The 25,528-nt window shown below is 74.1% G+C and carries 28 protein-coding genes; 11 read left to right on the top strand and 17 right to left on the bottom strand.

What is annotated here, in order from left to right; translation table 11 throughout:
- Positions 1-59: 59 nt before the first annotated feature.
- From F5972_RS16635 to F5972_RS16620, 4 genes are all read left to right on the top strand, one after another.
- Complete coding sequence (locus F5972_RS16635; protein WP_150934377.1) at positions 60-425, top strand: hypothetical protein; 366 nt, start codon at positions 60-62, stop codon at positions 423-425.
- 731 nt (positions 426-1,156) lie between these two features.
- Entirely contained in the window at positions 1,157-1,516 is a 360-nt protein-coding gene (locus F5972_RS16630; RefSeq protein WP_150934376.1) for a TraR/DksA family transcriptional regulator, read from the top strand.
- Positions 1,513-2,418: a rod shape-determining protein gene (locus F5972_RS16625; RefSeq protein WP_150934375.1), complete on the top strand. Its 906-nt coding sequence runs from the start codon at positions 1,513-1,515 to the stop codon at positions 2,416-2,418. Before F5972_RS16630 ends, F5972_RS16625 begins: the two co-directional genes overlap by 4 nt.
- Positions 2,405-2,743: a TraR/DksA family transcriptional regulator gene (locus F5972_RS16620; protein WP_150934374.1), complete on the top strand. Its 339-nt coding sequence runs from the start codon at positions 2,405-2,407 to the stop codon at positions 2,741-2,743. Before F5972_RS16625 ends, F5972_RS16620 begins: the two co-directional genes overlap by 14 nt.
- A 133-nt stretch (positions 2,744-2,876) precedes the next feature.
- Here the strand turns inward: F5972_RS16620 and F5972_RS16615 are convergent, their stop codons facing one another.
- Positions 2,877-3,443 carry a dihydrofolate reductase family protein gene (locus tag F5972_RS16615; protein ID WP_150934373.1) on the bottom strand — a complete coding sequence of 189 codons (567 nt, stop codon included), beginning with the start codon at positions 3,441-3,443 and terminating at the stop codon, positions 2,877-2,879.
- 70 nt (positions 3,444-3,513) lie between these two features.
- On the opposite strand from F5972_RS16615, the gene F5972_RS16610 reads away from it, so the two are divergent.
- Positions 3,514-4,116 carry a TetR/AcrR family transcriptional regulator gene (locus F5972_RS16610; RefSeq protein WP_150934372.1) on the top strand — a complete coding sequence of 201 codons (603 nt, stop codon included), beginning with the start codon at positions 3,514-3,516 and terminating at the stop codon, positions 4,114-4,116.
- 25 nt (positions 4,117-4,141) lie between these two features.
- Here the strand turns inward: F5972_RS16610 and F5972_RS16605 are convergent, their stop codons facing one another.
- On the bottom strand, positions 4,142-4,732 hold the full coding sequence (locus F5972_RS16605) for an NADPH-dependent FMN reductase (protein WP_150934371.1): 591 nt from the start codon (positions 4,730-4,732) through the stop codon (positions 4,142-4,144).
- 112 nt (positions 4,733-4,844) lie between these two features.
- Between F5972_RS16605 and F5972_RS16600 the strand changes: the two genes are divergently transcribed.
- The 4 genes from F5972_RS16600 to F5972_RS16585 all read left to right on the top strand — a co-directional run bounded on the left by F5972_RS16600 (position 4,845) and on the right by F5972_RS16585 (position 9,872).
- The gene (locus F5972_RS16600) at positions 4,845-5,585 is read left to right on the top strand and encodes a TetR/AcrR family transcriptional regulator (protein ID WP_150934370.1); all 741 of its coding nucleotides are present in this window, start codon (positions 4,845-4,847) and stop codon (positions 5,583-5,585) included.
- A gap of 22 nt (positions 5,586-5,607) precedes the next feature.
- Complete coding sequence (gene hsaA, locus F5972_RS16595) at positions 5,608-6,777, top strand: 3-hydroxy-9,10-secoandrosta-1,3,5(10)-triene-9,17-dione monooxygenase oxygenase subunit (RefSeq protein ID WP_150934369.1); 1,170 nt, start codon at positions 5,608-5,610, stop codon at positions 6,775-6,777.
- A gap of 81 nt (positions 6,778-6,858) precedes the next feature.
- Positions 6,859-8,166 (top strand): condensation domain-containing protein, encoded by a 1,308-nt coding sequence (locus F5972_RS16590; protein WP_150934368.1) that lies wholly within the window; start codon positions 6,859-6,861, stop codon positions 8,164-8,166.
- A 125-nt stretch (positions 8,167-8,291) separates the two neighbouring features.
- Positions 8,292-9,872, top strand: coding sequence for a peptide chain release factor 3 (locus F5972_RS16585; protein ID WP_150934367.1), 1,581 nt, complete (start codon positions 8,292-8,294; stop codon positions 9,870-9,872).
- Positions 9,873-9,894: 22 nt separating this feature from the next.
- Here F5972_RS16585 and F5972_RS16580 read toward each other — a convergent pair whose 3' ends face one another.
- The 14 genes from F5972_RS16580 to pobA all read right to left on the bottom strand — a co-directional run bounded on the left by F5972_RS16580 (position 9,895) and on the right by pobA (position 22,912).
- Positions 9,895-11,163 (bottom strand): cytochrome P450 family protein, encoded by a 1,269-nt coding sequence (locus F5972_RS16580; protein ID WP_150934366.1) that lies wholly within the window; start codon positions 11,161-11,163, stop codon positions 9,895-9,897.
- Positions 11,164-11,296: 133 nt separating this feature from the next.
- Positions 11,297-11,902, bottom strand: coding sequence for a response regulator transcription factor (locus F5972_RS16575; protein ID WP_225311543.1), 606 nt, complete (start codon positions 11,900-11,902; stop codon positions 11,297-11,299).
- A gap of 32 nt (positions 11,903-11,934) precedes the next feature.
- Positions 11,935-13,038, bottom strand: coding sequence for a sensor histidine kinase (locus tag F5972_RS37280; protein WP_225311542.1), 1,104 nt, complete (start codon positions 13,036-13,038; stop codon positions 11,935-11,937).
- Positions 13,039-13,133: 95 nt separating this feature from the next.
- Positions 13,134-14,474, bottom strand: a complete 1,341-nt coding sequence (locus F5972_RS16565; RefSeq protein ID WP_150934365.1) for an MBL fold metallo-hydrolase — start codon at positions 14,472-14,474, stop codon at positions 13,134-13,136.
- On the bottom strand, positions 14,471-15,511 hold the full coding sequence (locus F5972_RS16560; protein WP_150934364.1) for a carbohydrate kinase family protein: 1,041 nt from the start codon (positions 15,509-15,511) through the stop codon (positions 14,471-14,473). Before F5972_RS16560 ends, F5972_RS16565 begins: the two co-directional genes overlap by 4 nt.
- Entirely contained in the window at positions 15,508-15,900 is a 393-nt protein-coding gene (pcaC, locus tag F5972_RS16555; protein WP_150934363.1) for a 4-carboxymuconolactone decarboxylase, read from the bottom strand. The genes F5972_RS16560 and pcaC overlap by 4 nt, the downstream gene beginning before the upstream one ends.
- Positions 15,897-16,709, bottom strand: coding sequence for a 3-oxoadipate enol-lactonase (gene pcaD / locus F5972_RS16550; protein WP_150934362.1), 813 nt, complete (start codon positions 16,707-16,709; stop codon positions 15,897-15,899). The genes pcaC and pcaD overlap by 4 nt, the downstream gene beginning before the upstream one ends.
- A complete protein-coding gene (gene pcaB / locus F5972_RS16545) occupies positions 16,706-17,953 on the bottom strand; it encodes a 3-carboxy-cis,cis-muconate cycloisomerase (RefSeq protein WP_150934361.1) in 1,248 nt (415 codons plus the stop codon). The genes pcaD and pcaB overlap by 4 nt, the downstream gene beginning before the upstream one ends.
- Positions 17,943-18,500, bottom strand: coding sequence for a peptidase associated/transthyretin-like domain-containing protein (locus F5972_RS16540; RefSeq protein WP_150934360.1), 558 nt, complete (start codon positions 18,498-18,500; stop codon positions 17,943-17,945). Before F5972_RS16540 ends, pcaB begins: the two co-directional genes overlap by 11 nt.
- Positions 18,497-19,177 (bottom strand): protocatechuate 3,4-dioxygenase subunit beta, encoded by a 681-nt coding sequence (gene pcaH / locus F5972_RS16535; RefSeq protein ID WP_150934359.1) that lies wholly within the window; start codon positions 19,175-19,177, stop codon positions 18,497-18,499. Before pcaH ends, F5972_RS16540 begins: the two co-directional genes overlap by 4 nt.
- Positions 19,174-20,349, bottom strand: a complete 1,176-nt coding sequence (locus F5972_RS16530) for a thiolase family protein (protein ID WP_150934358.1) — start codon at positions 20,347-20,349, stop codon at positions 19,174-19,176. Before F5972_RS16530 ends, pcaH begins: the two co-directional genes overlap by 4 nt.
- Positions 20,346-20,969, bottom strand: coding sequence for a CoA transferase subunit B (locus F5972_RS16525; protein ID WP_150934357.1), 624 nt, complete (start codon positions 20,967-20,969; stop codon positions 20,346-20,348). Before F5972_RS16525 ends, F5972_RS16530 begins: the two co-directional genes overlap by 4 nt.
- Positions 20,970-21,743 carry a CoA transferase subunit A gene (locus F5972_RS16520; RefSeq protein WP_150934356.1) on the bottom strand — a complete coding sequence of 258 codons (774 nt, stop codon included), beginning with the start codon at positions 21,741-21,743 and terminating at the stop codon, positions 20,970-20,972. It lies immediately after the preceding gene.
- Entirely contained in the window at positions 21,740-22,912 is a 1,173-nt protein-coding gene (gene pobA / locus F5972_RS16515) for a 4-hydroxybenzoate 3-monooxygenase (protein WP_150934355.1), read from the bottom strand. Before pobA ends, F5972_RS16520 begins: the two co-directional genes overlap by 4 nt.
- A gap of 90 nt (positions 22,913-23,002) precedes the next feature.
- Between pobA and F5972_RS16510 the strand changes: the two genes are divergently transcribed.
- A complete protein-coding gene (locus F5972_RS16510) occupies positions 23,003-23,779 on the top strand; it encodes an IclR family transcriptional regulator (protein WP_150934354.1) in 777 nt (258 codons plus the stop codon).
- 25 nt (positions 23,780-23,804) lie between these two features.
- Here F5972_RS16510 and F5972_RS16505 read toward each other — a convergent pair whose 3' ends face one another.
- Positions 23,805-24,221: a cellulose binding domain-containing protein gene (locus F5972_RS16505; protein WP_191910159.1), complete on the bottom strand. Its 417-nt coding sequence runs from the start codon at positions 24,219-24,221 to the stop codon at positions 23,805-23,807.
- A 218-nt stretch (positions 24,222-24,439) separates the two neighbouring features.
- On the opposite strand from F5972_RS16505, the gene F5972_RS16500 reads away from it, so the two are divergent.
- A complete protein-coding gene (locus F5972_RS16500) occupies positions 24,440-25,510 on the top strand; it encodes a 4Fe-4S dicluster domain-containing protein (protein ID WP_150934352.1) in 1,071 nt (356 codons plus the stop codon).
- Positions 25,511-25,528 lie beyond the last annotated feature (18 nt).

Here is a 25,528-nt window from a genome sequence, read left to right as displayed (position 1 = left end):
GAAACGGGTGGCGGAAAACGTAGATGACCGTTTCGCGAAGGTGGGCTATGGTCGGTCTCATGGCGACCTCACGACGTGACATGTGCGGGTCCACCGCCTTCACGTGGGTGGTGGGCCTGCTGATGCTCGGCCTCGCCCTGGTCGCCTCCACGCCCGCCTGGTACGGCGGCGACCCCGCGCAGCACGCGCCCGCGACCGCCGCCGAAGTGTGGACGCCGGGCGCCTGGTCGCCCCAGTCCGCCACCCTGCCCGCGGGCGCCGGCTCGGAGCACATGCCGCTGTCGTTGCGGCTGCGGAGCACTGTGGCCGCGGTCGCGGCTCCGGCGCCCGCCCCGGCGCTCGTCCGGCACGACGAGGACGTCATCCTCAGCCCGCAGCAAACCGGGCATCGCACGGTCGGATCACGTAGCCCGCCGCTGGTCTAGAACCCCGGAGCGCTCCGAGCCGCGGCGCCTTCCCGATCTCGTCGCCGAGCCGTCCCGACTGGCTGGCCCGTCCAGTAGGCGGGCCGGTCCGCGCGTCGCGCCGGCAGCGTCCGCGACACCGTCTGTGAAACGGCATGTGAAACGGCCTCTGACCGGGCCTGCGAAACAGCCGAGGCACGGCCGGTGGCATGGCCCCCGACGCGGGTGCCGACTTCCACGCACCCGCCGCACGACGCGACGGGCGGCCTGCCCAGAACCGCACACGCCCCCGACCGGCCCCAGCCGGGCAGAGGGCCCAGCTGAGGCACGAGGCATGGCCGCCATCTGGCACGGCCGGGTCGGGCACTGAGCAGAGTCGCGCATCGGGCAGCTCCGGGCACGAGGCAGGCCGGGTACTTCGCGTAAGCGGGCATCCCGCTTCGCGCGTCGGGTGCACGCCCGCTCGTCCCACCGCACCGCCGCATCTCCGAGCGGTGTCGGGGGGCGGGGTGCGTACTCGTTCCGGGCCCGCCTCGCGACCTCGCCGACGCCGCGATGCACCTCGCGTCCGTTCCGTATCCGTTCGGCTTCCGCCTCGCGTTCGTTCCGCGTACGTGGGCGGGCCGGGCTCCGGCCGCTCGCCCCGCTCCGATCCGACCGTCACCCGGGCCGCCGCTCGCACACCCGTCTCGCGCCGGTGCGGGGGCGTCGCGTCCCACCCACCTTTTCCCACACCTGGAGTAATGCCGATCATGGCTGAGATCAGGTCGCCGGGCTCTCTCATGGAGGAGTGCCGGCAGTACGATGCGCAGCTCTCCGAGCTGCGCATGCTGCTCGACGAGCGGCTGCACGCCGCCCGGGCCGAGCTGGCCCTGGCGAGCGAACCACACGAGGTGACGCCGCCTGTCGCGTGGGTCCGCCCGTCCGCCGAAGCCGTACGGCGGGCGAGCCGCGACGTCGCGGCGATCGAGGCGGCGATCGAACGGATGGACCTCGGCCTCTACGGCACCTGCACGGAGTGTGAGGCGTTCCTGCCGCTCGACCGGCTCCGCCTGGCGCCGCACGTGCAGCTGTGCGCCGCCTGCGCCGGTGAGACCCGGATGTCGGCATGACCGGCACGACCGGCATGACGGCCGGGCACGGCATCACCCGTACGGGTGGGGGAGCGGGCGGAGGGACCGCCCTGGCCCTCGACCTCGGCACCGCGCGGACCCGCCTGCTGCTGTCCGGCAGCCCGGTGATCCGGGAGCGGCCCTCCGCGGTCGGCGCGCCGGCCGCGCCGCGCCACTGGCCGGTGCGGCACGGGATGGTCTCCGACATGCCCGGCTGCGCGCGGCTGGTCCGCTCCGCGCTGCGCGAGGCCGCCGGGCAGGAGTCGCCGGAACGCGTGCTGCTCGGCGTGCCGGTGGCGGCCTCACGGCTGGACCGGCGCGCGGCGCGCGCGGCGGTCGGCAGCGCCGCCCGCTGCCCGGTCACGATCGTCGAGGAGCCGCTCGCCGCCGCGGTCGGCTGCGGCGTCGACATCGATGATCCGAGGCCCCGGCTGCTCCTTGACGCCGGTGCGGGGATCGCCGAGGCCGTCGTCATTCGCAGCGGCCGGATCGCCGACGCGGGGGCCGTCCAGCTGGGCACGGACGGCCGTGCCCGCGGTCGTGCCCAGGACTGGGCCGAGAACGGTGCCGAGGACTGGGCCGGCGACCCGCCGGACGGTCCGCGGTTCCCGCCGTACGTGCGGGAACGCATCGTGGCCATGGTCGCCGACCTCGTCGCGCGCGTTCCCGCCCACCTGCGGGGGGTCGCGCGAGGGCGCGGCCTGCTGATCACCGGCGGTGGTGCCCGCGATCCGGAGCTGGCCCGCGCGCTCTGCGCCGGGCTGCGGATCACCGTCACTCCCGCCGTCGATCCCGCCCAGGCGACCGTCAGGGGCCTGGCCTGCCTGCTCCCCGCGGTCGCGCGCCGCGCCGCCCTCCTTTCCGCCGACGAAGTGAAGGACCTCGACTATGACCACCAGTGACGAGTTCACCGCCATCAGCGAGCCGCAGACACGGCTCATCCGCGCCGAGCTGGAGGAGCAGCTCCAGTGGCGTGAGGTGCAGTTGCGCGACCTGCGCGCCGAGGTCGACGGCGGCGAGCAGGACACGGCCCGGCTCGCTCTGCTCGCCGACGTCGCCGCCACCGAGCGGGCGGTCACCGAGCTGCGCCGGACGCTGGAGCGGATGGAGGAGGGGCACTACGGCCGATGCGCCGACTGCGCGGCGGCCATCCCGTTCGGCCGCTTGAAGATCCGGCCCCTGGCCCGCTACTGCATCGCCTGCCAGCGGCGCCACGAGGCCCGCTGACACCGCCCGGCCGCCCGTCCCCGGCACCCCGGGGGACGGGCGGCCACCGTGGGCGCGCGGACCGGGCCACCCGAAGCGCTTCACCACGGCCCTTACTTACTCTCGGCGGACAGTGCCTCGGAGGGCTGCCCGCTCACGCCCTGTCGTACCAGGTCACGGTCGTGCCGCTGCCCAAGGACCGGCTCCGGGCCGGGGTGAACGGCGTGGGGCGGAAGGCGCCGGTGAACGCGGAGATCCCGTCACCGGCCACGACCGGGTAGCTCTTGACGATCAGTTCGTCGATCTCCGGCAGCAGCGCGCCCGCGAGCGTGCCGCCTCCGCACAGCCAGATGTCCCCGCCCTCCTCCTGCTTCAGGCGCCGCACGAGGCCGGTCGGGTCGCTCCGCACCAGCTCCACCTGGGGATCACCGATCTCGGGGACCGAGGCCGACACCACGTACTGCCGCAGGTGCGCGTACGGGCTGGTGACGCCGGCGTCGAGGGCCGGCTGGTAAGTTCCACGGCCCATCACCACCGTGTCGAAGCGCCGGTTCGGCGCCTCCAGGCCCATCTGCGCGCGCATGTGACTCGGCACCGTCTCCGGATACTCGTCGATGATCCAGGCCAGGGTGTCCTCCATTGGGAAGAAGTCGAACTCGCCGCCGGGGCCCGCGATGTAGCCGTCGATGCTGACGCCGACGTAATAGACAAGCTTTCGCATACAATCACTCCGACTGAAGTACTCTATCTGTAGTGGTGACCATAGTACTACAATTGGAGTGGTGTCAATCGTGGCGCGACAGAATCCGGCGCGGCGGGCCGCGCTGCTCGACGCGGCCATCGAGGTGCTGGCCCGGGACGGCGCGCGGGGCCTGACCTTCCGCGCGGTGGACGCCCAGGCGCAGGTGCCGGGCGGCACGGCCTCCAACTACTTCGCCAACCGGGACGAGATGCTCACCCAGGCGGGCGCGCGCGTCTACGAACGGCTGGAGCCGGAGGGCGGGATCCTGGCCGGGAATCCGGAGGGGCGCACGGGCCGGGCGAGGGTCGCCGAGCTGACCCACGAGGTGGTCGAGCGGGTCAGCACCTACCGCACGGGATTCCTGGCCCTGCTGGAGCTGCGCCTGGAGGCGACTCGGCGGCCGGCCCTGCGGGCCGTGCTCACCGAGCGGATCAGGGCGGACGTGGACGCCAACATCCGTCACCACCTCGGCTCCGGTCTTCCCGGGGACGCCGCGACGGTGGAACTGCTCCACCTGGCCATGAACTGGCTGATCCTGGAGCGGCTCACGCTGCCCGAGGTGTTCCCCGAGGCCCGGCTGCACGATCTGGTGGAGCGGGCGGTGGAGCGCCTGGTCCCCGAAACCAGGGGCGAGGTGCCGGCGACGGGCTGACGGACCGGGCGCCGGGGCGGCCGGGTCAGGCGCCGTACGGCCGGGCCGCCCGGGCGGCCCGCAGGGCCCCGCCGAACCAGACGAGCTCGTCGAGCATCGTCGTGGCCGCGCTCTCCGCGCCCGCGGGGTCCTTCGGCCAGTTGCCGTCGTCGTCGAACAGCGTCCAGGGGCTCCGGAACGCGACGGAGTCGCGGACGGTCACCGCGTGCAACTCGGCGAAGACCAGCCGGAGCTGCTCGACCGCCCGCAGCCCGCTGGACACGCCGCCGTAGCTGACGAACCCGACGGGCTTGGCCGCCCACTCCCGGTGATAGCTGTCGATCATCAGCTTGAGGGCGGCGGGGAAGCTCCGGTTGTACTCGGGGGTCACGACGACGAAGGCGTCCGCCTCGTCCACCCGGGGCCGCAGCGCCGTGACCTCCTCGGGCCGGTCGCCGCCGAAGTGCCCGCGCAACCCGTCGGGGAGCCGGGCCTCGGCCAGGTCGATCACGTCGAGGGCGAGGTCGCCGCGCCGTTCGGCCTGGGCGGCGAACCAGTTCGCGACGAGGGGCGCCACCCGTCCGTCCCGGACGCTGCCGATGATCAACGCGACTCTGAGCCGGTCGTCGCCGTGCATGGTTCCTCCATGAGTGAGTACGTCGTACGCAGTGAGTACACCGTACGCGCAACTGCGTACGACGTACAAGTACAGGTACGATGTACACGCACCGAGGGTGAGGAGTGTGGCGATGGCCGGGAAGAGCGCGGACGAGGTCGCGGGCGACGCCGTCGAGTCCATCTGGCAGCGGATGGAACGCCCCGCCCGGCCGCCCCGCGCGGCGCTGACCCACGCCCAGATCGCCGCCGCGGCGGTGGAGATCGCGGACGCCGAGGGGCTCGACGCCGTCTCGATGCGCCACCTGGCCGAACGGCTCGGTGTGGCGACCATGGGGCTCTACCGGTACGTGCGCGGCAAGGACGACGTGATCGAGCTGATGCTCGACGCCGTCATCGCGGAGGAGGCGCAGGTGGAGCCCGCGGCGGACTGGCGTACGACGCTGCGCGAGGCGGCCTGCGGCCTGCGGCGCGCCGTGCTGCGTCACCCCTGGATGGTCCGGACGACGGCCAGGTCGGGCCAGCTCACGCCGCACCTCGTCGCGCGGGCCGACCGGCTGCTCGCCTCGCTGGAGGACCTCGGCCTGGACGCCGACGCCCGCATGGCCGTGGTCGGCACGGTGGGCGCCTACGTCAACGGGACGGTGGCGGTCGACGTGGGCCTGGCCGAGCTCATGCGCCGCGAAGGCGTCACCCGGGCGGACGAACTGCGCGGTCTCTACTCCTCGCACCTGAGGTGGCTGCTGGAGTCGGGCCGCTACCCCGCCTTCGAGCGCTACATCCGCGAGGGCGTCCGCAAGGACGACGGCGAGTGGCAGTTCGAGCTGGGGCTCGACTGCGTGCTCGACGGCGTCGCGGCCCGGCTGGGCATCTGACCAAGACACGAAGGATTCCCCCATGAGCAACGAGGTCCTGGACGAGGTACGCGCGCTGCTGCCGGAGATCGCCGCCCGCGCCCGCGCCGTCGACGAGGAACGGCGGGTCCCCGCCGAGTCGATCGGCGAGCTGTCCCGGGCCGGGGTCTTCCGGATGCTGCAGCCCAAGAGGTACGGCGGCGCGGAGAGCGACCCGGTGCGCTTCTACGAGGTGGTGCGGGAGATCTCGGCGGTGTGCGGGTCGACCGGCTGGCTCGTGTCCGTCCTCGGCGTGCACCCCTGGCAGCTCGCCCTGTTCGAGGAGGCCGCCCAGGACGAGGTCTGGGGGAGCGACCCCGGCGTGCTGGTCTGCTCGTCGTACGCGCCGGTCGGGCGGCTCGTCCCGGTCGAGGGGGGATACCGCCTGTCCGGCCGGTGGCGGTTCTCCTCCGGCTGCGGGCACGCGTCGTGGGCCCTGCTCGGCGGTCTCGTGATGGGCGCCGCGGGCCGGCCGGCGGACGTCGTGACCGTGCTGGTGCCCCGCTCCGACTACGCGATCGACGACGTCTGGGACGTCATCGGGCTGCGCGGCACGGCCAGCGACGACATCGTCGCCGAGGACGCCTTCGTGCCCGCGCACCGGGTGGTGCGCAACCACGACCTGGCCCGGCTGCGCGGGCCGGGTCAGCAGGTGAACACCGGCCCGCTGTACCGGATCCCGTTCGGCTCCGTGTTCACCACCACGATCACCGCGCCGATCATCGGGATGGCCTCCGGCTGCTACCGGTCGTACGTGTCGGCCATGCGCGACCGCGTACGGCTCAGCCTGGGCGGCGGCGGCCGGTTCGCCGACGACCAGTTCGCGCAGGTCGCCGTCGCCCGGGCGGCCTCGGAGATCGACGCGGCGGCCCTGCAGACCGACCGCAACGTGCGGGAGGTCTACGAGCACGCGGTGCGAGGCGAGGCGATCCCGGCCGAGCTGCGGCTCCGGGTGCGCCGGGACCAGGTCCGCGCCACCGAGCGGGCGCTGGAGGCCATCGACGTCCTGTTCAAGACGGCGGGGGGCAACTCCCTGCGCCGCGGCAACCCCATCGAGCGGGCCTGGCGCGACGCCCACGCCGGCGGCGTCCACGTCGCCAACGACGTCGAGCGCGCCCTCGCGATGTACGGCAGGGGAGAGTTCGGCCTGCCCGTGGAGGACAACCTCATCTGACAGCGTGGGAGGATCTTGACCCGCCCGAAAGGCGCATCCTAGCCTTCATGGCACCACGGCCACCCCCGTCGAAGGAGAGCCATGCGGCTTCAGGTGGGCTTCGCCTCCAGCCGTTCCGGTACAGCGGAGCTCGCCTGGGGACAGCGGGATATCTGGGGAGCCGTCCAGCAGGTCGGGCCGGACAGCGCGCACTACTTCAACGTGCCCAGGGTCCTCGCCGTCCCGCGCGCGGGCGGCCCGCGCCCTCCCGAGGCCGTGGCCGCCGCCCTGGCCGAGGTGACGGGACGGCACGACGCCCTGCGGTCCCTGGTGCGGCTCGGCGCGGACGGTCCCTACCAGGAGGTGGCCGCGTCCGGGACGCTGCCGGTCGAGCTGACCGAGGCGGCCCGCGACGAGGCGGGTGACGTCGCGGCGGCACTCGTCGCCCGCCTGGCCGCGCGGTCCTTCGGGGACGGCGAGCAGCCGCTGCGCGCCGGATTCGTGGTCTGCGACGGCGCCGTCACCCACGTGGCCCTCGTGATCCACCACGTCGTCGCGGACTGGCACGCGGCCGGCGTCGTGGTGAACGACCTGCGGACGCTGCTGCTCCGCGGCGCGATCGCGCGCCCGCCGTCGTCGCAGCTGCTCGACCTGGTCCGGGAGGAGCGGGCGGCGCCCGCCCGCTCGGACCGCGCGATCGCGCAGTGGGAGGCGCTGCTCCGGACCGTGCCGTCCGCCATGTTCCCCGAGGCGGTCCGGCCGGCCTCCACGCCGAGGTACGCGCGGGCCGTGCTGACGTCGCCCCGGCTGAACCACGCCGCGTACGTGCTCGCCCGCCAGGCGGGGGTCAGCACCGCCACCGTCCTGCTGGTGGCGGTCGCCATGCTGCTGCGCGAACTGACCGGGCACGAGGTGTCCGCGATCACCCCGATCGTGCACAACCGCTTCGACGACCGGAGCCGGGACCTGGTCACCAGCCTGAACCAGCTCGGGCTGTTCACCCTGCGCCCGAGCGGAGGCCTCGCCGAGACGGTCGTGAGCGCGTATCCGGCGGTGCTCGCGTCCTATCGGCGCGCCCGGTTCGACAAACCGGCCATGCAGGAGATGATCGACCGGCTCAGCGCCGACCGGGGCGTCTCGGTGTTCCCGTCGTGCTGCTTCAACGACCTGCGCCCCGGCGAGGATCCGGGCGCCGCCGGCCGCGCGGACGAGGAGTCCGAGCTGGAGTGGCTCCCCGGCACCGATCAGCGCAGCTGCGACTTCTGCCTGGCCCTGATGCGCCACAAGGGCACGCTCGGCGTGGAGGTGAACGCCGACACCACCCGCCTGTCCGAGGGTGAGATGGAGGCCCTGCTGTACCGGCTGGAGTCCTTCGTCGTCGCCTCCGCCCACCGGGAACCCGCCACCTGACGTCATGGGGTGGGAGGTGCCCGTGGACGCGGTAACCTACGGTGTTCACCGCAGTTGGGAGCCCGGATGCCTCGATCGCACGATCACACCACGACGACCCGCGTCCGCACGCCGGAGACGCGGCGATGAGCGCCGTCACGGGTGAGGCGGCGCGGCGCCGGACCTTCGCGGTGATCAGCCACCCGGACGCCGGAAAGTCCACGATGACCGAGGCGCTCGCCCTGCACGCCTCGGCGATCACCCAGGCCGGTGCGGTGCACGGCAAGGCCGGGCGGCGGGGCGTGACGTCCGACTGGATGGAGATGGAGCGCGCCCGCGGCATCTCCATCACCTCGGCGGCGCTCCGCTTCGAATACCGCGGACACGTGTTCAACCTCGTCGACACCCCCGGGCACGCCGACTTCTCCGAGGACACCTACCGCGTGCTGGCCGCGGTCGACTGCGCGGTGATGCTGCTCGACGCGGCCAAGGGCATGGAGCCGCAGACCATGAAGCTGTTCGAGGTCTGCCGCCACCGCCGCATCCCGGTCATCACGTTCGTCAACAAGTGGGACCGGCCGGGCCGCGAGCCGCTGGAGCTGCTCGACGAGATCGAGGAGCGGACCGGCCTGCGGCCCACCCCGGTGACCTGGCCCATCGGCGCCGCCGGGAACTTCCACGGGGTGGTCGACCGGATCGACGGCCGCGCCGTCCGCTACACCCGCACCCCGGGCGGCGCCACCAAGGCGCTGGAGACCACGCTGACGCCGGGGGAGGCGGAGGCCGATCTCGGAGCCGACTGGACCCGGGCGCGGGAGGAGAGCGACCTGCTCGCCGCCATCGGCGCCGAGCACGACCAGAAGGCGTTCGAGGCGCACGAGGCGACGCCGGTGCTGTTCGGCGCGGCGCTGTCCAACTTCGGCGTGGCCCGGCTGCTGGACCTGCTGGTCGACCTCGCGCCCGCGCCCGCGCCCCGGGCGGACGTCGAGGGCGCGGCCCGGCCGCTGGACGCGCCGTTCGCCGGCCTGGTGTTCAAGGTGCAGGCCAACATGGACCCGGCTCACCGGGACCGCATCGCGTTCGTCCGGGTCTGCTCCGGCCGCTTCGAGCGCGGGATGGTGCTCACCCACGCCGCGACCGGACGGCCGTTCGCCACCAAGTACGCCCAGTCGGTGTTCGGCCAGGAGCGCGCCACCATCGACGAGGCCTTCCCCGGGGACGTCGTCGGGCTGGTGAACGCGACCGCCCTGCGCCCCGGCGACACCCTCTACGAGGGCGCGGCGGTGGAGTTCCCGCCGATCCCGAGCTTCGCCCCCGAGCACTTCGCCGTGGCCCGCTCCCGCAGCACCGCCAAGGCCAAGCAGTTCCGCCGGGGCGTCGACCAGCTCGACGGCGAGGGCGTGATCCAGGTGCTGCGCTCCGACCTGCGGGGCGACCAGGCGCCCGTGCTGGCGGCGGTCGGGCCCATGCAGTTCGAGGTCGTGCAGCACCGCCTCGCCGCCGAGTTCGGCGCGGAGATCGTGCTGGACCGGCTGGAGTACACCCTGGCCCGCCGCACCGACGCCGAGTCGGCCGAGGTGCTGCGCCGCCAGCGCGGCGCGGAGGTGCTCATGCGCGGCCGGGACCAGGCCCTGCTCGCGGTGTTCACCGACCAGTGGCGCATGCGGTCGATCCAGCGCGAGCACGAGGGCCTGACCCTGGAGCCGCTCATCGCCGGCCAGGGTTGATCGGCTGACTGTCCCGCCCGTCCTACCCCAGGCGTACGGGGAGGCGGGCGAGGCGCCAGGAGAACGGCAGGAACTGGCGGCTGAGATCCTCCGGCGCGACCGCGAGCGCGAGGCGGGGGTGACGGCGCAGGAGGGCGCCGAAGGCCACCTCGCCCTCCTGCCGGGCCAGCGCGGCGCCCAGGCAGTAGTGCAGGCCGTGGCCGAAGCCGACATGGACCTCCTTGTGGCCGTCGGACTCCCGCGTGACGTCGAGCCGTTCGGGGTCGTCGAAGCGGCGGGGGTCGTAGTTGGCCGACACCAGGACCGCCATCACCGGTTCACCCCGCCGCACGGTCAGGTCGCCGATCGGCACGTCCTCGGAGGCGTACCTGATGCGGGTGCCCTGCACGGGCCCGCACCAGCGCATGAGCTCGTGCACGGCGCGCGGCAGCAGCCCGGGGTCGTCCCGCAGCGCGGCGAGCTGGTCGGGGTGGGTCAGCAGGGCGGCGGTCCCGTTGCCGATCAGATGGGCGGTGGTCTCGTGCCCGGCGAGGACGAGCGTGAGGACCATCGTGACCAGTTCGGTGTCCGACAGCCGGTCGCCGTCCTCGTCGTGGGCCCGGATCAGGCCGGTGAGCAGGTCGCCGGTGGGCTCGGCGCGACGGCGGCCGACGAGGTCGTGGATGTAGTCGACGATGGCCCGCAGCGGCTTGCTCGCCGCCCCCGGCTCCAGTGAGAAGAGGCCCCTGCCCCACTCCCGCCACCGCGGGCGGTCCTCCTCCGGGATGCCGACCAGCTCGCAGATGACGGTGATCGGCAGGGGATAGGCGAAGTGCTCGATCAGATCCACGACGCCGTCCTCGGCGTGGCCGGGGAGCCGGTCGAGCAGGTCCTCCGTGATCGCCTCCACCCGGGGGCGCAGCTCCGCCACGCGGCGCGCGGTGAAGGCGCGGGAGACCAGCCTGCGCAGTCTCAGGTGGTCGTCGCCGTCGGCGTCGAGGACCGAGTCGAGGATGTAGGGCGCGTACTCACGCGGGATGCCCCGGGCCTCGATGAGATCCTCGCGGATGTTCTGCACGTCCGCGCCCGGCACGTTGGCCGGGTTGTTGACGAACCGGCGGTCGCTCAGCACCGTCCTCACGTCCTCGTACCGCATGACGATCCAGATGGGGGAGCTCAGGCCGGGGAAGGAACCGCGCGTCATCGGGGCCTGCTCCCGCAGCCGCGAGTAGCCCCTGAACGGGTCGCTCGCCAGTTGCGGGTCGAACAGGTCGACGACGGTCGTGCCGGACGTCGTGCCGGGAGTGCTCATGCCAACCTCCACGTGCCAGGTAACGTCGCGTCAGGTGCGTACAGGTGCGTCTTTCACGTGCGGCGGACGTCAACGCTACGCCGCGGCCCACCCCCCGGCAACAGGCCGCGCGGTCCGGCCCTGACCGGACCGGTCAGAGCCAGCCGCTGTGGCGGGCGGCCCGGACGGCCTCCATGCGGTTGCGGGTGCCGGTCTTGGCGATGCACGACGACAGGTGGTTGCGTACGGTGCTCTCCGACAGGTGGAGGCGGCGGGAGATGTCGGCGGCCGTCGAGCCGTCGGCCGCCGCGACGAGCACCTCACGCTCGCGCGGCGTCAGCGGGCTCGGCCCGGCGCTGAGGGCGGCGGCGGCCAGGGCGGGGTCGACCACGATCTCGCCCGCCAGCACCCGCCGGATCGCCTGGGCCAGCTCGCCGACGGGCCGGTCCTTCACCACGAAGCCGCGGGCGCCCGCGTCCAGCGCCCGGCGCAGGTAGCCGGGCCGTCCGAACGTGGTCACGATGACCACGGCGCACGAGGGCAGCGCCGCCCGCAGCCCGGCGGTCGCGTCGAGCCCGCCGCCGCCCGGCATCTCGATGTCGAGCAGGGCCACGCCGGGCTCCGTCCGCAGCGCGGCGGGCACGATCTCGTCTCCGCTCGCGACCTGCGCGACGACCTCGAAGTCGTCCTCCAGGTCGAGCAGGACGGCGAGCGCGTCGCGCATCATCGCCTGGTCCTCGGCGATCAGCACGCGTGTCACGGGCGGAGTCGAAGGCTGGGCCATGGGTTCCGTCACGGGCCCTCGTCTCCGCCGAGGCGCGGGATCTCGGCGGCGAGGACGAACCCCCGGGGCAGCCGGGTGGCCCGCAGCCGCCCGCCCGCGGCGGCCAGGCGCTCGCGCAGCCCGCGCAGGCCGCTGCCGTCCTGCTCCCGGACCTCCCCGGCCTCCCCGCCCGCGCTGTCGGTGGCGGGGGCGCCGTCGTCGCTGACCTCCACCAGCACCGGGTCGCGGTCGCGGCGGAGCGTGATGACGCAGCGCCGCGCGCCGGAGTGCCGCACGACGTTCGTGACCCCCTCCCGGACGACCCAGCTCAGCAGCACGTCGGCCTCCCGGGGCAGCGCGGGCCCCGACTCCCGCACCTCGCAGTCGATGCCGGCCGCGGCGAGCGCCGCCCGGGCGGTGTCCAGCTCGTACGCGAGGCTCGCGTCCCGGTAGCCCGTGACCGCCTCGCGCACCTCCGTCAGCGCCTGCCGCCCGATCGCCTCGATGTCCTCGGCGTGCCGCACCGCCGCCGCGACGTCGCGCGGGGCCAGCCGGCGCACCGCCTCGGCCTTCACGACCACCATCGAGAGCGTGTGCCCGAGCAGGTCGTGCAGGTCGCGGGAGAAGCGCAGCCGCTCGGCCGAGACGGCGGCGGCGGCGAGCTGCTCCCGGGTGCGGGCGAGCTCCCCGATGATCTGGCCCATCCGGCGGAAGCCGTACGCCGTGATCCCCGCGAGCGTGGTGGTCAGCGCGGTGCCCCACAGGGCGGAGTCGAAGGAGCCGCCCCGGGCCAGCACCACGGCCGCGGACAGCACGGCCGTGGCGGCGACGAGCCAGGGCGCCACGCGGAGCGGCGCGACGACCCCCACGGCCACCGCGAGCAGGGAGAAGAGCGTCCGCCACTCCGTCGCCTCGTAGGCGGCGTTCGCCGCGACCGCGGCCACCGCGAGCAGCCCGGCCAGCGCCATCGGCAGGAACCGTAGGGACGGCGGGGGACGGCGGAAGGTGAGCACCGCGCCCGCGAACGACAGCCCCGCGACGGCCAGAACGGCCCACTCGGACCCGCTGTGTGCCGCCGACGCCGGCGCGAGCAGCAGGAGGGCGGTGAACCCCAGTGCCCATATTCCCGCCATGGCGGCCATTATGGTCCCCCGCGGCCGGGACGCGCAGGGTGGAACGTCTGCTTCCCGGCAGTACGAATCACCTGGTCCGTGTCACCCGGTCCCTATCACTCTGGCGGGGGAGTGTAGGTGTCGTCGACGGCGACGACCTCGCGGCCCGCGGCGGAGAGCAGGGAGGCGGCGATGGCCGCCCGGTAGCCGGTCGCGCAGTGCGCCCACACCTCGCCGGGCGGCACCTCGCCGAGCCGGGCGGGCAGGTCGTGCAGCGGGATGTTGACCGCCCCGGGCACGTGCGACTCACGCCACTCCGCCTCGCGGCGCACGTCGAGGACCACGACCGGCCGCTCGCGGCGCACGGCGGACAGGTCGGCGAACGTCGCCGTCGGCAGGGCCGCGGGCTTCTCCCCACCGGCACAGACCCAGTCGGCCGGGCCCCCCGTGGCGGCCGCGGCCGGGCGGTCGACGCCGATCCGCACCAGTTCGCGTTGCGCCTCCGCCACGTCCTCCGGCGTCTCGCCGAGCAGCGTCACCGGGGTGCCCCAGGGGATCAGCCAGCCCAGGTAGACGGCGAAGCTGCCGTCGAGCCCGAAATTGAGCGCCCCCGGCAGGTGGCCCGCCGCGAACGCCGTCCGGGACCGCAGGTCGACCACCCACTCGCCGTCCCGCAGGCGGCGGCGCAACTCGGCGGCCCCGGCCCGGTGCGGCGGGGACAGGTCGGGCGCCTCCGGCCCGGCCAGGTTGAGCGCCGCCATGTGCGCGTAGTACGCCGGGTAGGCGTCCAGCCCGGCGAGCAGCGACTCGGCGTACTCCTCCTCGCCCCGCGTCAGGACCGGGTTGGTCTTCGACTCCAGGCCGATCGTCGACTCGGTGGCCTCCTCCGACTGGGTGGACGAGCAGAAACTCCCGAAGCCGTGCGTGGGGTAGACCTCCGTCTCCGGGGGCAGTTCGCGGGCGAGGCGATGGGCCGAGGCGTACTGGGCCCGCACCAGCGTGCCGGTGTGCTCGGGGCCGAGCAGGTCGGGCCGCCCGGTCGCGCCGTAGAGCAGCGAGCCTCCCGTGAAGACCGCGGGCGGCCGGCCCGGGACCTCCAGCGCGTACGACAGGTGGGTGAAGGTGTGGCCGGGGGTGGCCAGCGCGCGCAGGCGCATGGCCCCGGCCTCGATCACGTCGCCGTCCTCGACGGGCCGGTGATCGAACGCCACCGGGTCGGCCGCGTTGACGTGGTAGTCCGCACCGGTCGCCGCGGCCAGGGCGGGCCCGCCGGTGACGTAGTCGTTGTGCACGTGGGTCTCGAAGACGTCGCGGATCTCGACGCCGCGCCGTTCGGCGAGGCGGAGCATCCGGTCGACGTCCCGCTGCGGGTCCACGACGAAGGCGACCTCCCCGTCGGTGACGAGGTAGCTGCGGTCGCCCAGCGAGGGGGTGCCGACGGCGACGATTTCGATCATGTATGTCCCTCCTCGGCTCGGGACAGACCCGTACCCAGGGAGAACGAATTCACCTCCGCCCGGGTGGGCGGGACCGCGCCGGCGCGGGTGCACACGATCGCCGCGGCGGCGCAGCCGCGCCGCAGCGCCTCGGCCACCCGCGCGGGGGTGAGGGCGCCGTCGTGCAGCGTGTCGTGGTGCGGCGTCTCGTCGTGCAGGGCGTCGAGGTAGGCGGCGGTGAAGGTGTCGCCCGCGCCGACCGTGTCCACGACCTCGACGGCCGGGGCCGGGCAGGTGATCACCTCGCCGCTCGGAGCTCCGTCACCTGGGGTCCGGCCGCCTGGAGTCCCGTCGCTTGGAAACCGGTCGCCGGCAAGCCCGTCGCCTGGGAGCCCGGCACGCAGCACCGCTGCCGCGCCGTCGCCGCCCCGGGTGACCACTACCAGCTCGGGGCCGAGCCCGGCCCACCGCCGCGCCACGTTGAGGCCGGGCTCGCCTGGGTAGAGCCAGTCGAGGTCCTCGGCGCTCACCTTCACCAGGCGCGACAGCCGTACGCACTCCTCGGTCAGGGCCACGGCCTCGGCGTGGTCGCCGGCCAGCGACGGCCGGATGTTCGGGTCGTAGGAGACCGTGACGCCCGCCGCCTTCGCGGCCCGCATCAGGGCCCTGACGTGGGCGCCGCCCGGGGACACGAGGGTGGCCAGGGAGCCGGTGTGCAGGCAGGTCACCCCGTCGAGCGCGACCGGGGCGGACAACCGCCACTCGAAGCGGAAGTCGTACGACGCCGAGCCGTCCGCGCCCACCCGGGCGAAGGCGAGGCCGGTCGCCGCCGCCGGGGCGAGATCGCCGGTGCCGATCCCGTGGCGGGTCAGGTGGTCGCGGAGCAGGCCGCCGAAGAAGTCGTCGCCGGTCTCCCCGGCGAACCGCACCGGGCGGCCCAGCGCGGCCAGCGCCACCGCCACGTTGAGCGGGCTGCCGCCGGGCACGGCGGTGAAGGTCCACGACCCCGGCGCGCCGATCAAATCGACGAGGCTCTCGCCCGTCACGAGGAACGTCATGTGGCGCCCTTCCCCGAATCCTCTCCTGTTTGCTCCGCCAGCACGCGCTGGGCGACGGCGAAGGCGGCGTTGGCGGCGGGCACCCCGCAGTAGATCGCGGTCTGCAGCAGGACCTCCTTGATCTCGTCGGTGGTGAGCCCGTTGCGCCGCGCGGCCCGCACGTGCATGGCCAGCTCGTCGAGCTGTCCCCGGGCCACGAGGGCGGTGAGCGTGACGCAGCTGCGGGTCCTGCGGTCGAGGCCGGGCCGGGTCCAGATCTCGCCCCAGGCGTACCGGGTGATGAGGTCCTGGAAGTCGGCGGTGAACTCGGTGGTCGCCGCCTGGGCCCGGTCCACGTGCGCGTCGCCCAGCACCTCCCGCCGCACCCGCATGCCGTCGTCGTCGCTCATGCCGTCCTCCGGGAGGTGGTCGTGGTCAGGTGCCGGACGATCGCCTCGGTGACGACGTCCGGCCGTTCGGCGGTGGCCAGGTGGGCCGCCCCCGGCACCACCAGCAGCGTGGCGTCCGGGATGCCCTCGGCCAGGACCTCGGCGTGCGCGGGCGGGGTCGCGGGATCCTCGGCTCCGGCGATCACCAGCGTGGGCGCACGGACGTCCCCGAGTCGGTCGCGGACGTCGAAGGCCGCCAGGGCGTCGCAGCAGGCGGCGTACCCCTCGGGATCGGTGCCGCGCAGCATGCCGAGGTAGCGCTCGGCGCCGGGGAAGCCCGCCGTGAACCACCGCGACCGGGTCGTCTCCACCAGGGGTTTCGTGCCTTCCGCACGCACCAGCGCGGCGCGTTCGCGCCAGCTCTCCGCGGTGCCGAACCGGGCGGAGGTGCAGCACAGCACCAGGCTCGCGATCCGGTCCGGCGCGCGCAACGCGAGTGCGGTCCCGACGGCCCCGCCCAGCGACACCCCCGCGTACGCCACGCGGCGGTCTCCCTGGGCCAGGCCGTGGCGGTCGAGCAGCGCCAGCACCCCGGCGGCGAGATCGTCCACGGTGAGGCCGTGAGTGAGGCCGTGAGTGAGGCCGCGAGTGAGGCCGGGAGAGGCGGCGGGGGAGCCGCCGTGGCCGGGCAGGTCGTAGCGGAGCACCCGCCAGGTGCGGGTGAGCGCCGCGAGCTGGGGCTCCCACAGGTCGAGCGTCGTGCCCAGCGACGGGCCGAGCACAATGACCGGGGCGCCCGGCGGGCCGTCGAATCGGTGGTGCGGGATCATCCGTCTTTCCTCGTGTGGAACTCCGGGGCAGGGAACTTCCCGGCATGGAACCGCAGGGCGCGGTCCACCAGGGCGGGGACCGGCCCGGTCCCGGTGTCCTCCCCATGCTCGCGCAGCACGGCGAGCAGCTCGTCGAGATTCTGCCGCATGCGGCCGGGGAACACCTCCAGGCCCTCGGTCAGCTCGGCGGCCGTCTCCGCCGCCCCGCCGGCGAGGCGCAGGCACTCGCGGAGCGGCTGCCATTCGGCGTGCCAGCCTCCGGCGGGCCGCTCGTGCTCGGCGACCCGCGACGCCAGCAGGATCTGCGCGAGGGCGGGCACCTGCAGCGCCGCCGACCTGATCATGGTGGCGAGCACGGGGTTGCGCTTGTGCGCCATCGCCGACGAGCCGCCCCGCCCCGGCGCGGCGGGCTCGGCGACCTCGCCCACCTCGCTCTGCGCCAGCAGGATCACGTCGACGGCGAGTTTGCCGAGCGCCCCGGCGACGGCGGCGAGCGCGGCGGCGAGATCCGTGACCGGGGCGCGCGAGGTGTGCCAGGGCAGCACCGGCTCGGCCAGCCCTGTCTCGGCGGCGAAGAGCGGCAGGAGCTCCAGGGCCCGCTCGCCGTACCCGGCCATCGTCCCGGCCGCGCCGCCGAGCTGGACCGGCGGCCGCACCGCCGCGAGGCGGTCACGGGCGTCCCGGCAGCCGAGCAGCCACCCGGCGGCCTTCAGGCCGAACGTCGTGGGCACCGCCCGCTGCATGAGCGTGCGCCCGGCCATCGGGGTGTCGCGGTGCTCGGCGGCCAGCCGGGCGAGCGCGGCGAGCACCTGGTCCAGGTGCGGCAGGATCACCGCGCGGGCCCGCGCCGCCACCAGCATCGCCGCCGTGTCGAGCACGTCCTGGCTGGTCGCGCCGTGATGCACCCACCTCCGCGCGTCCCCGGCGGCGGCGCGCAGGTCCTCGACCAGTGGTACGACGGGGTTGCCGGCGTCCCTGGCCCGCCGGGCGAGCCCGGCCACGTCGTAGCCGTCCTCCCCGCCGAGGAAACGGGCCGCCTCGCGGATCGCGGCGGCGGCGTGCTCGGGGACGACGCCGAGGCGGGCCTGCGCCCGCGCGAGGCACACCTCCGCCTCCAGCATCGCCCGCAACCAGGCGGCGTCGCCGGTGACCGCCTCGACCGCCGTGCCCGCCCGGACGGGGGAGAGCAGCCCCTGATCGGCGCCTGTGCCGGCATCCGCCTCGGAACTCGCGTCAGAAGTCAAGGAAGACCGTCTCCCGCTCACCCTGCAGCCGTACGTCGAACCGGTAGGCGTCCTTCCCGTCCGCGCGGGCGAGCAACGTCGCGCGGCGGTCCGGCTCCAGCGAGCCGAGCAGGGGATCGGGCACGTCGGCGAGGTAGACGCGGGTCCGCACCGGCTTCAGCAGCCCCCGGGCGAAGACCAGCAGGGGAAGGTACGGCCGGGCGGGCGGGGCGGCGCGGAACCGGTAGGAGCCGTCAGGCTCGGTGGCGCACCGGCCGAAGCCGCCCCCGCCGAACGCACCCCCGCCGGAACCGTCCCTGCCGGAACCGTCCCCACGGAACGCGCCACCGCCGGAACCGGCGCTGCCGGAACCCCGCGGCCCGAACCCCCCGGGCTCGCCGGTCCAGAGCTCCAGCAGCGCGTCGGGCACCGGCTCGCCCGCGCCGTCCAGCACCCGGCCGGTGATCGTGACCGCGCCCGGATGCCCCTCGGGCACGAGCTCCCAGCCGCCCTTGTACGGCAGGGCGAACCCGAAGAACGGCCCGACGGTCTGCGAGGGAGTGGTCACGCGTCCTCCTGCGGCGTCTCCAGCGGCGTACGGCCCAGCACGACGTCCCAGCGGTAGCCGAGCGCCCACTCCGGCTCGGTGACGTCGAGGTCGAAGGCGGAGACGAGCCGTTCGCGGGCGGCCGGGTCCGGGACGGACTGGAAGATCGGGTCGAACGCGAACAACGGGTCGCCGGGGAAGTACATCTGCGTCACCAGGCGCTGGGTGAACGCGGTGCCGAAGACCGAGAAGTGGATGTGCGCCGGCCGCCAGGCGTTGGGATGGTTGCGCCAGGGATAGGCCCCCGGCTTGATCGTGACGAACCGGTAGCGTCCCTCGTCGTCGGTCAGGCACCGGCCCGCGCCGGTGAAGTTGGGGTCGAGCGGCGCCGGGTGCCGGTCGACCGGATGGGCGTACCGGCCGGCCGCGTTGGCCTGCCAGATCTCCACCAGCGTGCGCGGCACCGGCCGGCCCGAGGAGTCGAGGATCCGCCCGGTGACGATGATCCGCTCGCCGAGCGGTTCGCCCGCGTGCCCGGTGGTCAGGTCGGCGTCGTGCGGGTCCACGTCCTCGTGCCCGAAGACCGGGCCGGTCACTTCGGCCGCCTCCGGGTCGTCCTTCATCGGGAGCGGGGCGTGGGAGGGCGCGCGCAGGACCGTGCTCGCGTAGCCGGGATACAGGTAGGGCGGCTGGGTCATGATGTTCCTTCGAGGATGAGGGCCAGTCCCTGTCCGACGCCGACGCACAGGGTCGCCACGCCGTACCCGCCGGTGCGGGAGAGACGGTGGGCCAGGGTGCCCGCGAGGCGCGCGCCCGAGCAGCCGAGCGGGTGCCCGATCGCGATCGCGCCGCCCTGCGGGTTGACGACCTCGGGGTCGAGATCCTTCCACTCGCCGAGGCAGGCGAGCACCTGCGCGGCGAACGCCTCGTTGATTTCGACGGAGGCCAGGTCGGCGAGACCGAGCCCGGCCCGGTCCAGGGCCCTGGCGACCGCGGGGACGGGCCCGATGCCGAAGTCGGCCGGGTCCACACCCGCGACCCCGGTGGACACCACCCGGGCGAGCGGGCGCAGGCCGTGCGCGGCGAGGCCGTCGGCGTCCGTGATCAGCAGTGCGGCGGCGCCGTCGTTGAGCGCCGAGGAGTTGCCCGCGGTGATCGTGCCGTCGGCGGCGAAGGCGGGCTTCAGCCGGGCCAGCGCCTCGGCGGACGTGTCGTCCCTGATCGTCTCGTCGCGGGTCAGCTCCTCCAGTGGGACGATCTCGGCGCCGAACAGGCCGTCCCGCCAGGCGGCGGCGGCCCGGCGGTGGCTGCGCACGGCGAAGGCGTCCTGCTCCTCGCGACTCACGCCGCGGCCGCGGGCGAGCTGCTCGGTCGCCTCGCCGAGGGAGACCGTCCACCGCTCCGGCATCTCGGGGTTGACCATCCGCCAGCCGAGGGTCGTGGAGTAGAGCTGCTCGTGGCCCCGGGGGAAGCCGCGCTCGGGCTTGGGCAGCACCCAGGGCGCGCGGCTCATCGACTCGACCCCGCCCGCCACCACCACGGAGGCGTCGCCGCAGGCCACCGCCCTGGCCGCCTGGATCACCGCCTCCAGGCCGGAGGCGCACAGGCGGTTGACGGTCGCCCCGGGGACGGTGACCGGCAGCCCGGCCAGCAGCGCGGCCATCCGGCCCACGTTGCGGTTGTCCTCCCCGGCGCCGTTGGCCGCGCCGAGGACCACATCGTCGACGCGCTCCGGGTCGAGGCCGGGGGCGCGGGCGAGCAGCGCTCTGATCACCCCGGCCGCCAGGTCGTCGGGGCGGATCCCGGCGAGCGCGCCGCCGTACCTCCCGATCGGGGTCCGTACGGCGTCCGCGACGAACACGTCCTTCATGAGATCTCGGCTCCCGTCTTCGCCCGCACCTCGCCGGCGCTGACGCCCGGCGCGGTCTCCGCCAGCCGCAGGCCGCCGGCGGTCACGTCGACCACGGCGAGGTCGGTGATGATCCGGTGGACGCACGCCCGGCCGGTCAGCGGCAGCGTGCACTCCGGCACGATCTTCGGCGTGCCGTCCTTCGCGGTGTGCTCCATCAGCACGACCAGCCGCCTCGCGCCGTGGACCAGGTCCATCGCGCCGCCCATCCCTTTGATCATCTTGCCGGGGACGGCCCAGTTGGCGAGGTCGCCGCGGGCCGACACCTGCATCGCGCCGAGCACGGCGACGTCGATGTGCCCGCCGCGGATCATCCCGAACGACAGCGACGAGTCGAAGAACGCCGCCCCGGGCAGCACGGTGATCGTCTCCTTGCCCGCGTTGATCAGGTCGGGGTCGACCTCGTCCTCGGCGGGGTAGGGGCCGACGCCGAGCACGCCGTTCTCCGAGTGGATCACCACGCGCCGGCCGTCCAGGTGAGCGGGGATCAGCGTCGGCAGCCCGATCCCCAGGTTGACGTAGCCGCCGTCGGGCAGCTCACGGGCCGCCCGCGCGGCCATCTCGTCACGGGTCCAGGCCATCTAGACCTCCCTCACAGCCGAGGTGACGGTCCGCTTCTCGACACCCTTGTCGGCGGCCTGCTCCGGAGTGAGCGGCAGCACCCGCCGCACGAACACCCCCGGCAGGTGCACCTCGTCGGGGTCGAGCTCGCACAGCTCCTCGACCTCCGCGATCGTCACCCGGCCCGCCATCGCCGCGAGCGGGTTGAAGTTGCGCGCCGCCTTGGCGAAGACGAGGTTGCCGTACGCGTCCCCCTTCGCCGCCCTGACCAGCGCGAAGTCGGTCACGATGCCGCGCTCCAGCACGTACGGCACGCCGTCGAACTCGCGCACCTCCTTCGGCGGCGAGGCCACGGCCACGCTGCCGTCGGGGTGGTGGCGCCAGGGCAGCCCGCCCTCGGCGACCATCGTCCCCACCCCCGCCGGGGTGTAGAAGGCCGGGATGCCGCAGCCGCCGGCCCGCAGCCGCTCGGCCAGCGTGCCCTGCGGGATCAGCTCGACCTCGACCTCGCCCGCCAGATACTGCCGGGCGAACTCCTTGTTCTCCCCGATGTACGAGCCGATGACGCGGGCGATCCGGCCGGCGGCCAGCAGCTCTCCGAGGCCCTGCCCGCTGCCGCCGCCGTTGGTGCCGCAGTTGTTCGACACGACGTGCAGCCCGCCGACACCGCGCTCCAGCACCGCGCGGATCAGCACCGACGGCACACCGGACAGCCCGAAACCGCCCACGGCGAGCGACGCGCCCTCGCCGACGCCGGCCACCGCCTCCGCCGCGCTCCCCACCACCTTGTTCACAGGCTCTCCTCGTACGGCAGGCCCACGTAGTTCTCCGCCAGCGTCGTACCCGCCGCGTCCGAGGAGGCGACGTAGTCGAGATGGGAGGTCTGCAGCCGCCGGGCGTAGGCGTCGTCGGAGTCGAAGGTGTGCAGCAGCGTCGTCATCCACCACGAGAAGTGCTGTGCCCGCCACACCCGGGGCAGGCAGGCCCGCGAGTAGCCGTCCAGCGCCTCCGCCGAGCCGCTCGCGAAGAACCGGGCCAGCGCCTCGGTCAGCACCCGCACGTCGGCCACCGCCAGGTTGAGCCCCTTCGCGCCGGTCGGCGGCACGATGTGGGCCGCGTCCCCGGCCAGGAACAGCCTGCCGTACTGCATGGGCTCGGCCACGAAGCTCCGCATGGGCGTGACGCTCCTCTCGATGATCTCACCGGTCGCCAGGGCGAAGCCGGGCACGGTCTCCAGCCGGGTTCGCAGCTCGGCCCAGATCCGCTCGTCGGGCCAGGCGGCGACGTCCTCGTCCGGGGCCACCTGGAGGTAGAAGCGGCTGATCTCCGGGGAGCGCATGCTGTGCAGGGCGAAGCCGCGCTCGGTCCGCGCGTAGATCAGCTCCTCCGACGACGGCTTCACCCGGGCGAGGATCCCGAGCCAGGCGAACGGGTAGTCCCGGCGATGCTCGGTCAGCACGCCGCCCGGGATCGAGTCGCGGGACACGCCGTGGAAGCCGTCGCAGCCCGCGATCACGTCGCAGTCCAGCCGCTCGCCGCCGAAGGTGAGGGAGGGCCGGTCGGTGCCGATGTCGTGCAGGGCCACGTCGTCCACCTCGAAGCGGACGTCGCCCCCGGCCGCGAGCCGCGCCGCGATGAGGTCCTTGACCACCTCCTGCTGGCCGTACACGGTGATGCACCGGCCGGGCACCAGCCGCTCGAAGGCGATCCGGTGGCCCGCTCCGCCGTACCGCAACTCGATGCCGTGGTGGGGGAGACCCTCCCGCTTCAGCCGCTCGCCCACCCCCGCCTCGACGAGCGTGTCCACCGTGCCCTGTTCGAGCACCCCCGCCCGCACCCGCCGCTCGACGTACTCCCTGCTCCGGCGTTCCAGCACGACCGACTCGATCCCGCGCAGGTGCAGCAGATGGGAGAGCAGCAGGCCGGCCGGCCCCGCCCCGATGATCCCGACCTGAGTTCGCATGGCCCAAGCATCGGCGGCGCCCGCCGTGCCGCGTAGGCTTTGCTTCCGCCCAGTGGAAGTCATCAGTGGAAGCCGTCAATGAGGAGTCACATGGCCGGCGGCGCGCGCGAATCGGGGCGTTCCGTGATGTCCCGGGCGCTGGCGATCCTCGGCGCCTTCGACGCCCGGCATCCGCGGCTCACGCTGACGGAGATCGCCGGACGCACCGGCCTGGCGCTCAGCACCGTCCACCGGCTGGCGGGGGAGCTGGAGGAGTGGCGGGCCCTGCGCCGCGGCGCCGACGGGCGCTTCCAGATCGGCCGCCGCCTGTGGGAGCTGGGGCAGCTCGCCCCCGACCCGCTGCAGGAGGTGGCCCGCCCCTGGCTGCAGGAGCTGTTCGGCGAGACCGGCGAGAACGTCCACCTGGCCGTGCGGGACGGGCTGGAGGTCCTCTACGTCGACAAGGTGTACGGCAAGCGGGCCGTGCCGATCCTGTCGCGGACCGGCTCCCGCCTGCCGATGCACCCGACCGGCGTCGGCAAGGCCCTCCTGGCGTACGAACCGGAATGGTTTGTGGCGTCCTACCTGTCCCGGCCGCTGGAGCGGCCGACGCCGCACACGATCACCGAGCCGGGACGGCTGGCCCGCGAGCTCGCTCAGGTGCGCGCCCAGGGATACGCCACAACCCATGAGGAGATGACGCTCGGCTCGTGCTCGGCCGCCGCGCCGGTGCCGGTGGGCGAGCATGCGGGAGACCGGCCCGTCGCGGCGGTCGGGATCGTGGTGTCCTCGCGGCGGGTGCGCGAGCTGCCCCGCCTGGTCGACCCGCTGCTGGCCGTCGCGGCCCGCATCGCCGACGACTACCGGGCCGCCGTCGCGCGGGCCTGACGGCTGCTGTGCGGGACCTCGGACGCTACAGCGGCGTGCAGGTCAGACCGGTCATCCCGAACGTGCCGCCGGTCGAGGAGCCGTTGGCGGTGACGGAGAGACTCCCCCCGGGCGCGATGGTGCCGTTCCAGGACACGTTGGTGGCGGTGACGGTCCGCACGGTCTGGGTCCACTTCGTGGTCAGCAGGGAGAAGAGCTTCTCGTCGCCGGTGAAGGTCCAGTAAAGCCGCCAGCCGTTCAGGGTGGTCGTCCCGGTGTTGACCACTCTGCCCTCCGCCACGAAACCCGAGGGGAAGCTGTGGACGGTCGGGAAGCTGACCGAGCAGGAGGCCGTGTCCGCGTGCGCGGCGGGCGCGCCCATGGCCGCGGTGGCGGCCAGCGCCGCCGCGGCCACCCAGGCGCCCCGCGTGTTGAAACCGGTTTCATGATACCGCCGTGCCATTCCCTCTCCTCTCGCCGTGCCGGGGGTCTCCGGCGGCTGATTCGATGAACGTCCCTCCGGATTGTGATCACGTCCGGCGGGGAATGTCATGGCCGCGGGCTCCGTACGTGCCGTAGCGCCGATACGCGGATGAACGTTTCATCGGCCGGGACGACGGGCGTACTGTGAGTGCGAGGGGCATCACAGGCAGCTTCACAGGCAGCGGCGAGGGGGCCGCCATGGACGCCGTCGTGATCGAATCGCTGGAACCGCTGATCGCCGAGTTGCGGTCGCGGGGCTTCGCCGTCGTGGGCCCGGTCGTGCGCGACGGCGCTATCCGCTTCGAGGAGATCGCCTCGGCCGGTCGGCTGGCGCGGGGGGTCACCGACGACCAGGAACCCGGCCGTTACCGGCTGCGGGAGACCGGCGACGAGATGATCTTCTCGTTCGCGGCGAGCCCCGACTCGGCCAAGCGGTACACCCAGCCGCCCCGCCAGGCGCTCTTCCGCATGCGCGGCGAGCGGATCGAGGAGGCGGAGGAGGAGGCCCCCCGGATCGCCCTGCTCGGCGTGCGGGCCTGCGACCTGGCCGCGATCGGCGTCCAGGACCGGGTCTTCCTCGGCGGCCGGCACCCCGACCCGGCCTACCGGCTGCGGCGCGAGGCGCTGCTGCTGGTCGCGGTCAACTGCGCGGTGCCCGGCGGCACCTGCTTCTGCGTCTCGATGGGCACCGGGCCCAAGGTGACGGCCGGCCACGACATCGCGCTCACCGAGCTGGCCGCGCCGCACCGGTTCCTGGTCGAGATCGGCAGCGAGCGGGGCGAGGAGATCGTCAGGGCGCTGCCGCGGGCGCCCGCCTCGGCCCGCGACCTGGCGGACGCCGAGGAGGTGTCCCGTAGGGCCGCCGGGCGCATGGGCCGCCACGTGGAGACCGAGGGCATCCAGGAGCGGCTCTCGGCGCACGACTCGCCGCGCTGGCAGCAGGTCGGCGCCCGCTGCCTCACCTGTGCCAACTGCACGATGGTCTGCCCCACCTGCTTCTGCACCACGGTCGAGGACTCCACGTCCCTCGCCGACGGCACGGCCGAACGGGTCGAGCGCTGGGACTCCTGCTTCACGCTGGGGTTCTCGGAGGTCAACGGGACGCCCGTGCGAGGCTCCAACCCCGGCCGCTACCGCCAGTGGCTGACCCACAAGTTCTCCACCTGGATCGACCAGTTCGGCATGTCCGGCTGCGTCGGCTGCGGCAGGTGCATCACCTGGTGCCCGGTGGGGATCGACGTGACCGAGGAACTGGCGAACCTGCCGTGATCTCCCACGCTGCGACTC

It is taken from the genome of Microbispora cellulosiformans (assembly GCF_008728085.1).
Taxonomy (GTDB): domain Bacteria; phylum Actinomycetota; class Actinomycetes; order Streptosporangiales; family Streptosporangiaceae; genus Microbispora; species Microbispora amethystogenes.
Note: the sequence above shows the minus strand (reverse complement) of the source record. Positions and strands in the feature narration are given on the sequence as shown.

What these genes read in the sequence shown, in the direction of transcription:
- F5972_RS16625 (WP_150934375.1), top strand. Translation starts at nt 1,513, where the DNA reads ATGACCGGCACGACCGGCATGACGGCCGGGCACGGCATCACCCGTACG.
- F5972_RS16605 (WP_150934371.1), bottom strand. Translation starts at nt 4,732, where the DNA reads ATGCACGGCGACGACCGGCTCAGAGTCGCGTTGATCATCGGCAGCGTC.
- hsaA (WP_150934369.1), top strand. Translation starts at nt 5,608, where the DNA reads ATGAGCAACGAGGTCCTGGACGAGGTACGCGCGCTGCTGCCGGAGATC.
- F5972_RS16590 (WP_150934368.1), top strand. Translation starts at nt 6,859, where the DNA reads ATGCGGCTTCAGGTGGGCTTCGCCTCCAGCCGTTCCGGTACAGCGGAG.
- F5972_RS16615 (WP_150934373.1), bottom strand. Translation starts at nt 3,443, where the DNA reads ATGCGAAAGCTTGTCTATTACGTCGGCGTCAGCATCGACGGCTACATC.
- F5972_RS16500 (WP_150934352.1), top strand. Translation starts at nt 24,440, where the DNA reads ATGGACGCCGTCGTGATCGAATCGCTGGAACCGCTGATCGCCGAGTTG.
- F5972_RS37280 (WP_225311542.1), bottom strand. Translation starts at nt 13,038, where the DNA reads ATGGCGGGAATATGGGCACTGGGGTTCACCGCCCTCCTGCTGCTCGCG.
- pcaC (WP_150934363.1), bottom strand. Translation starts at nt 15,900, where the DNA reads ATGAGCGACGACGACGGCATGCGGGTGCGGCGGGAGGTGCTGGGCGAC.
- F5972_RS16580 (WP_150934366.1), bottom strand. Translation starts at nt 11,163, where the DNA reads ATGAGCACTCCCGGCACGACGTCCGGCACGACCGTCGTCGACCTGTTC.
- pcaH (WP_150934359.1), bottom strand. Translation starts at nt 19,177, where the DNA reads ATGACCCAGCCGCCCTACCTGTATCCCGGCTACGCGAGCACGGTCCTG.
- F5972_RS16635 (WP_150934377.1), top strand. Translation starts at nt 60, where the DNA reads ATGGCGACCTCACGACGTGACATGTGCGGGTCCACCGCCTTCACGTGG.
- pobA (WP_150934355.1), bottom strand. Translation starts at nt 22,912, where the DNA reads ATGCGAACTCAGGTCGGGATCATCGGGGCGGGGCCGGCCGGCCTGCTG.
- F5972_RS16560 (WP_150934364.1), bottom strand. Translation starts at nt 15,511, where the DNA reads ATGACGTTCCTCGTGACGGGCGAGAGCCTCGTCGATTTGATCGGCGCG.
- pcaD (WP_150934362.1), bottom strand. Translation starts at nt 16,709, where the DNA reads ATGATCCCGCACCACCGATTCGACGGCCCGCCGGGCGCCCCGGTCATT.
- F5972_RS16630 (WP_150934376.1), top strand. Translation starts at nt 1,157, where the DNA reads ATGGCTGAGATCAGGTCGCCGGGCTCTCTCATGGAGGAGTGCCGGCAG.
- F5972_RS16585 (WP_150934367.1), top strand. Translation starts at nt 8,292, where the DNA reads ATGAGCGCCGTCACGGGTGAGGCGGCGCGGCGCCGGACCTTCGCGGTG.
- F5972_RS16525 (WP_150934357.1), bottom strand. Translation starts at nt 20,969, where the DNA reads ATGGCCTGGACCCGTGACGAGATGGCCGCGCGGGCGGCCCGTGAGCTG.
- F5972_RS16565 (WP_150934365.1), bottom strand. Translation starts at nt 14,474, where the DNA reads ATGATCGAAATCGTCGCCGTCGGCACCCCCTCGCTGGGCGACCGCAGC.
- F5972_RS16530 (WP_150934358.1), bottom strand. Translation starts at nt 20,349, where the DNA reads ATGAAGGACGTGTTCGTCGCGGACGCCGTACGGACCCCGATCGGGAGG.
- F5972_RS16620 (WP_150934374.1), top strand. Translation starts at nt 2,405, where the DNA reads ATGACCACCAGTGACGAGTTCACCGCCATCAGCGAGCCGCAGACACGG.
- F5972_RS16600 (WP_150934370.1), top strand. Translation starts at nt 4,845, where the DNA reads ATGGCCGGGAAGAGCGCGGACGAGGTCGCGGGCGACGCCGTCGAGTCC.
- F5972_RS16510 (WP_150934354.1), top strand. Translation starts at nt 23,003, where the DNA reads ATGGCCGGCGGCGCGCGCGAATCGGGGCGTTCCGTGATGTCCCGGGCG.
- F5972_RS16505 (WP_191910159.1), bottom strand. Translation starts at nt 24,221, where the DNA reads ATGGCACGGCGGTATCATGAAACCGGTTTCAACACGCGGGGCGCCTGG.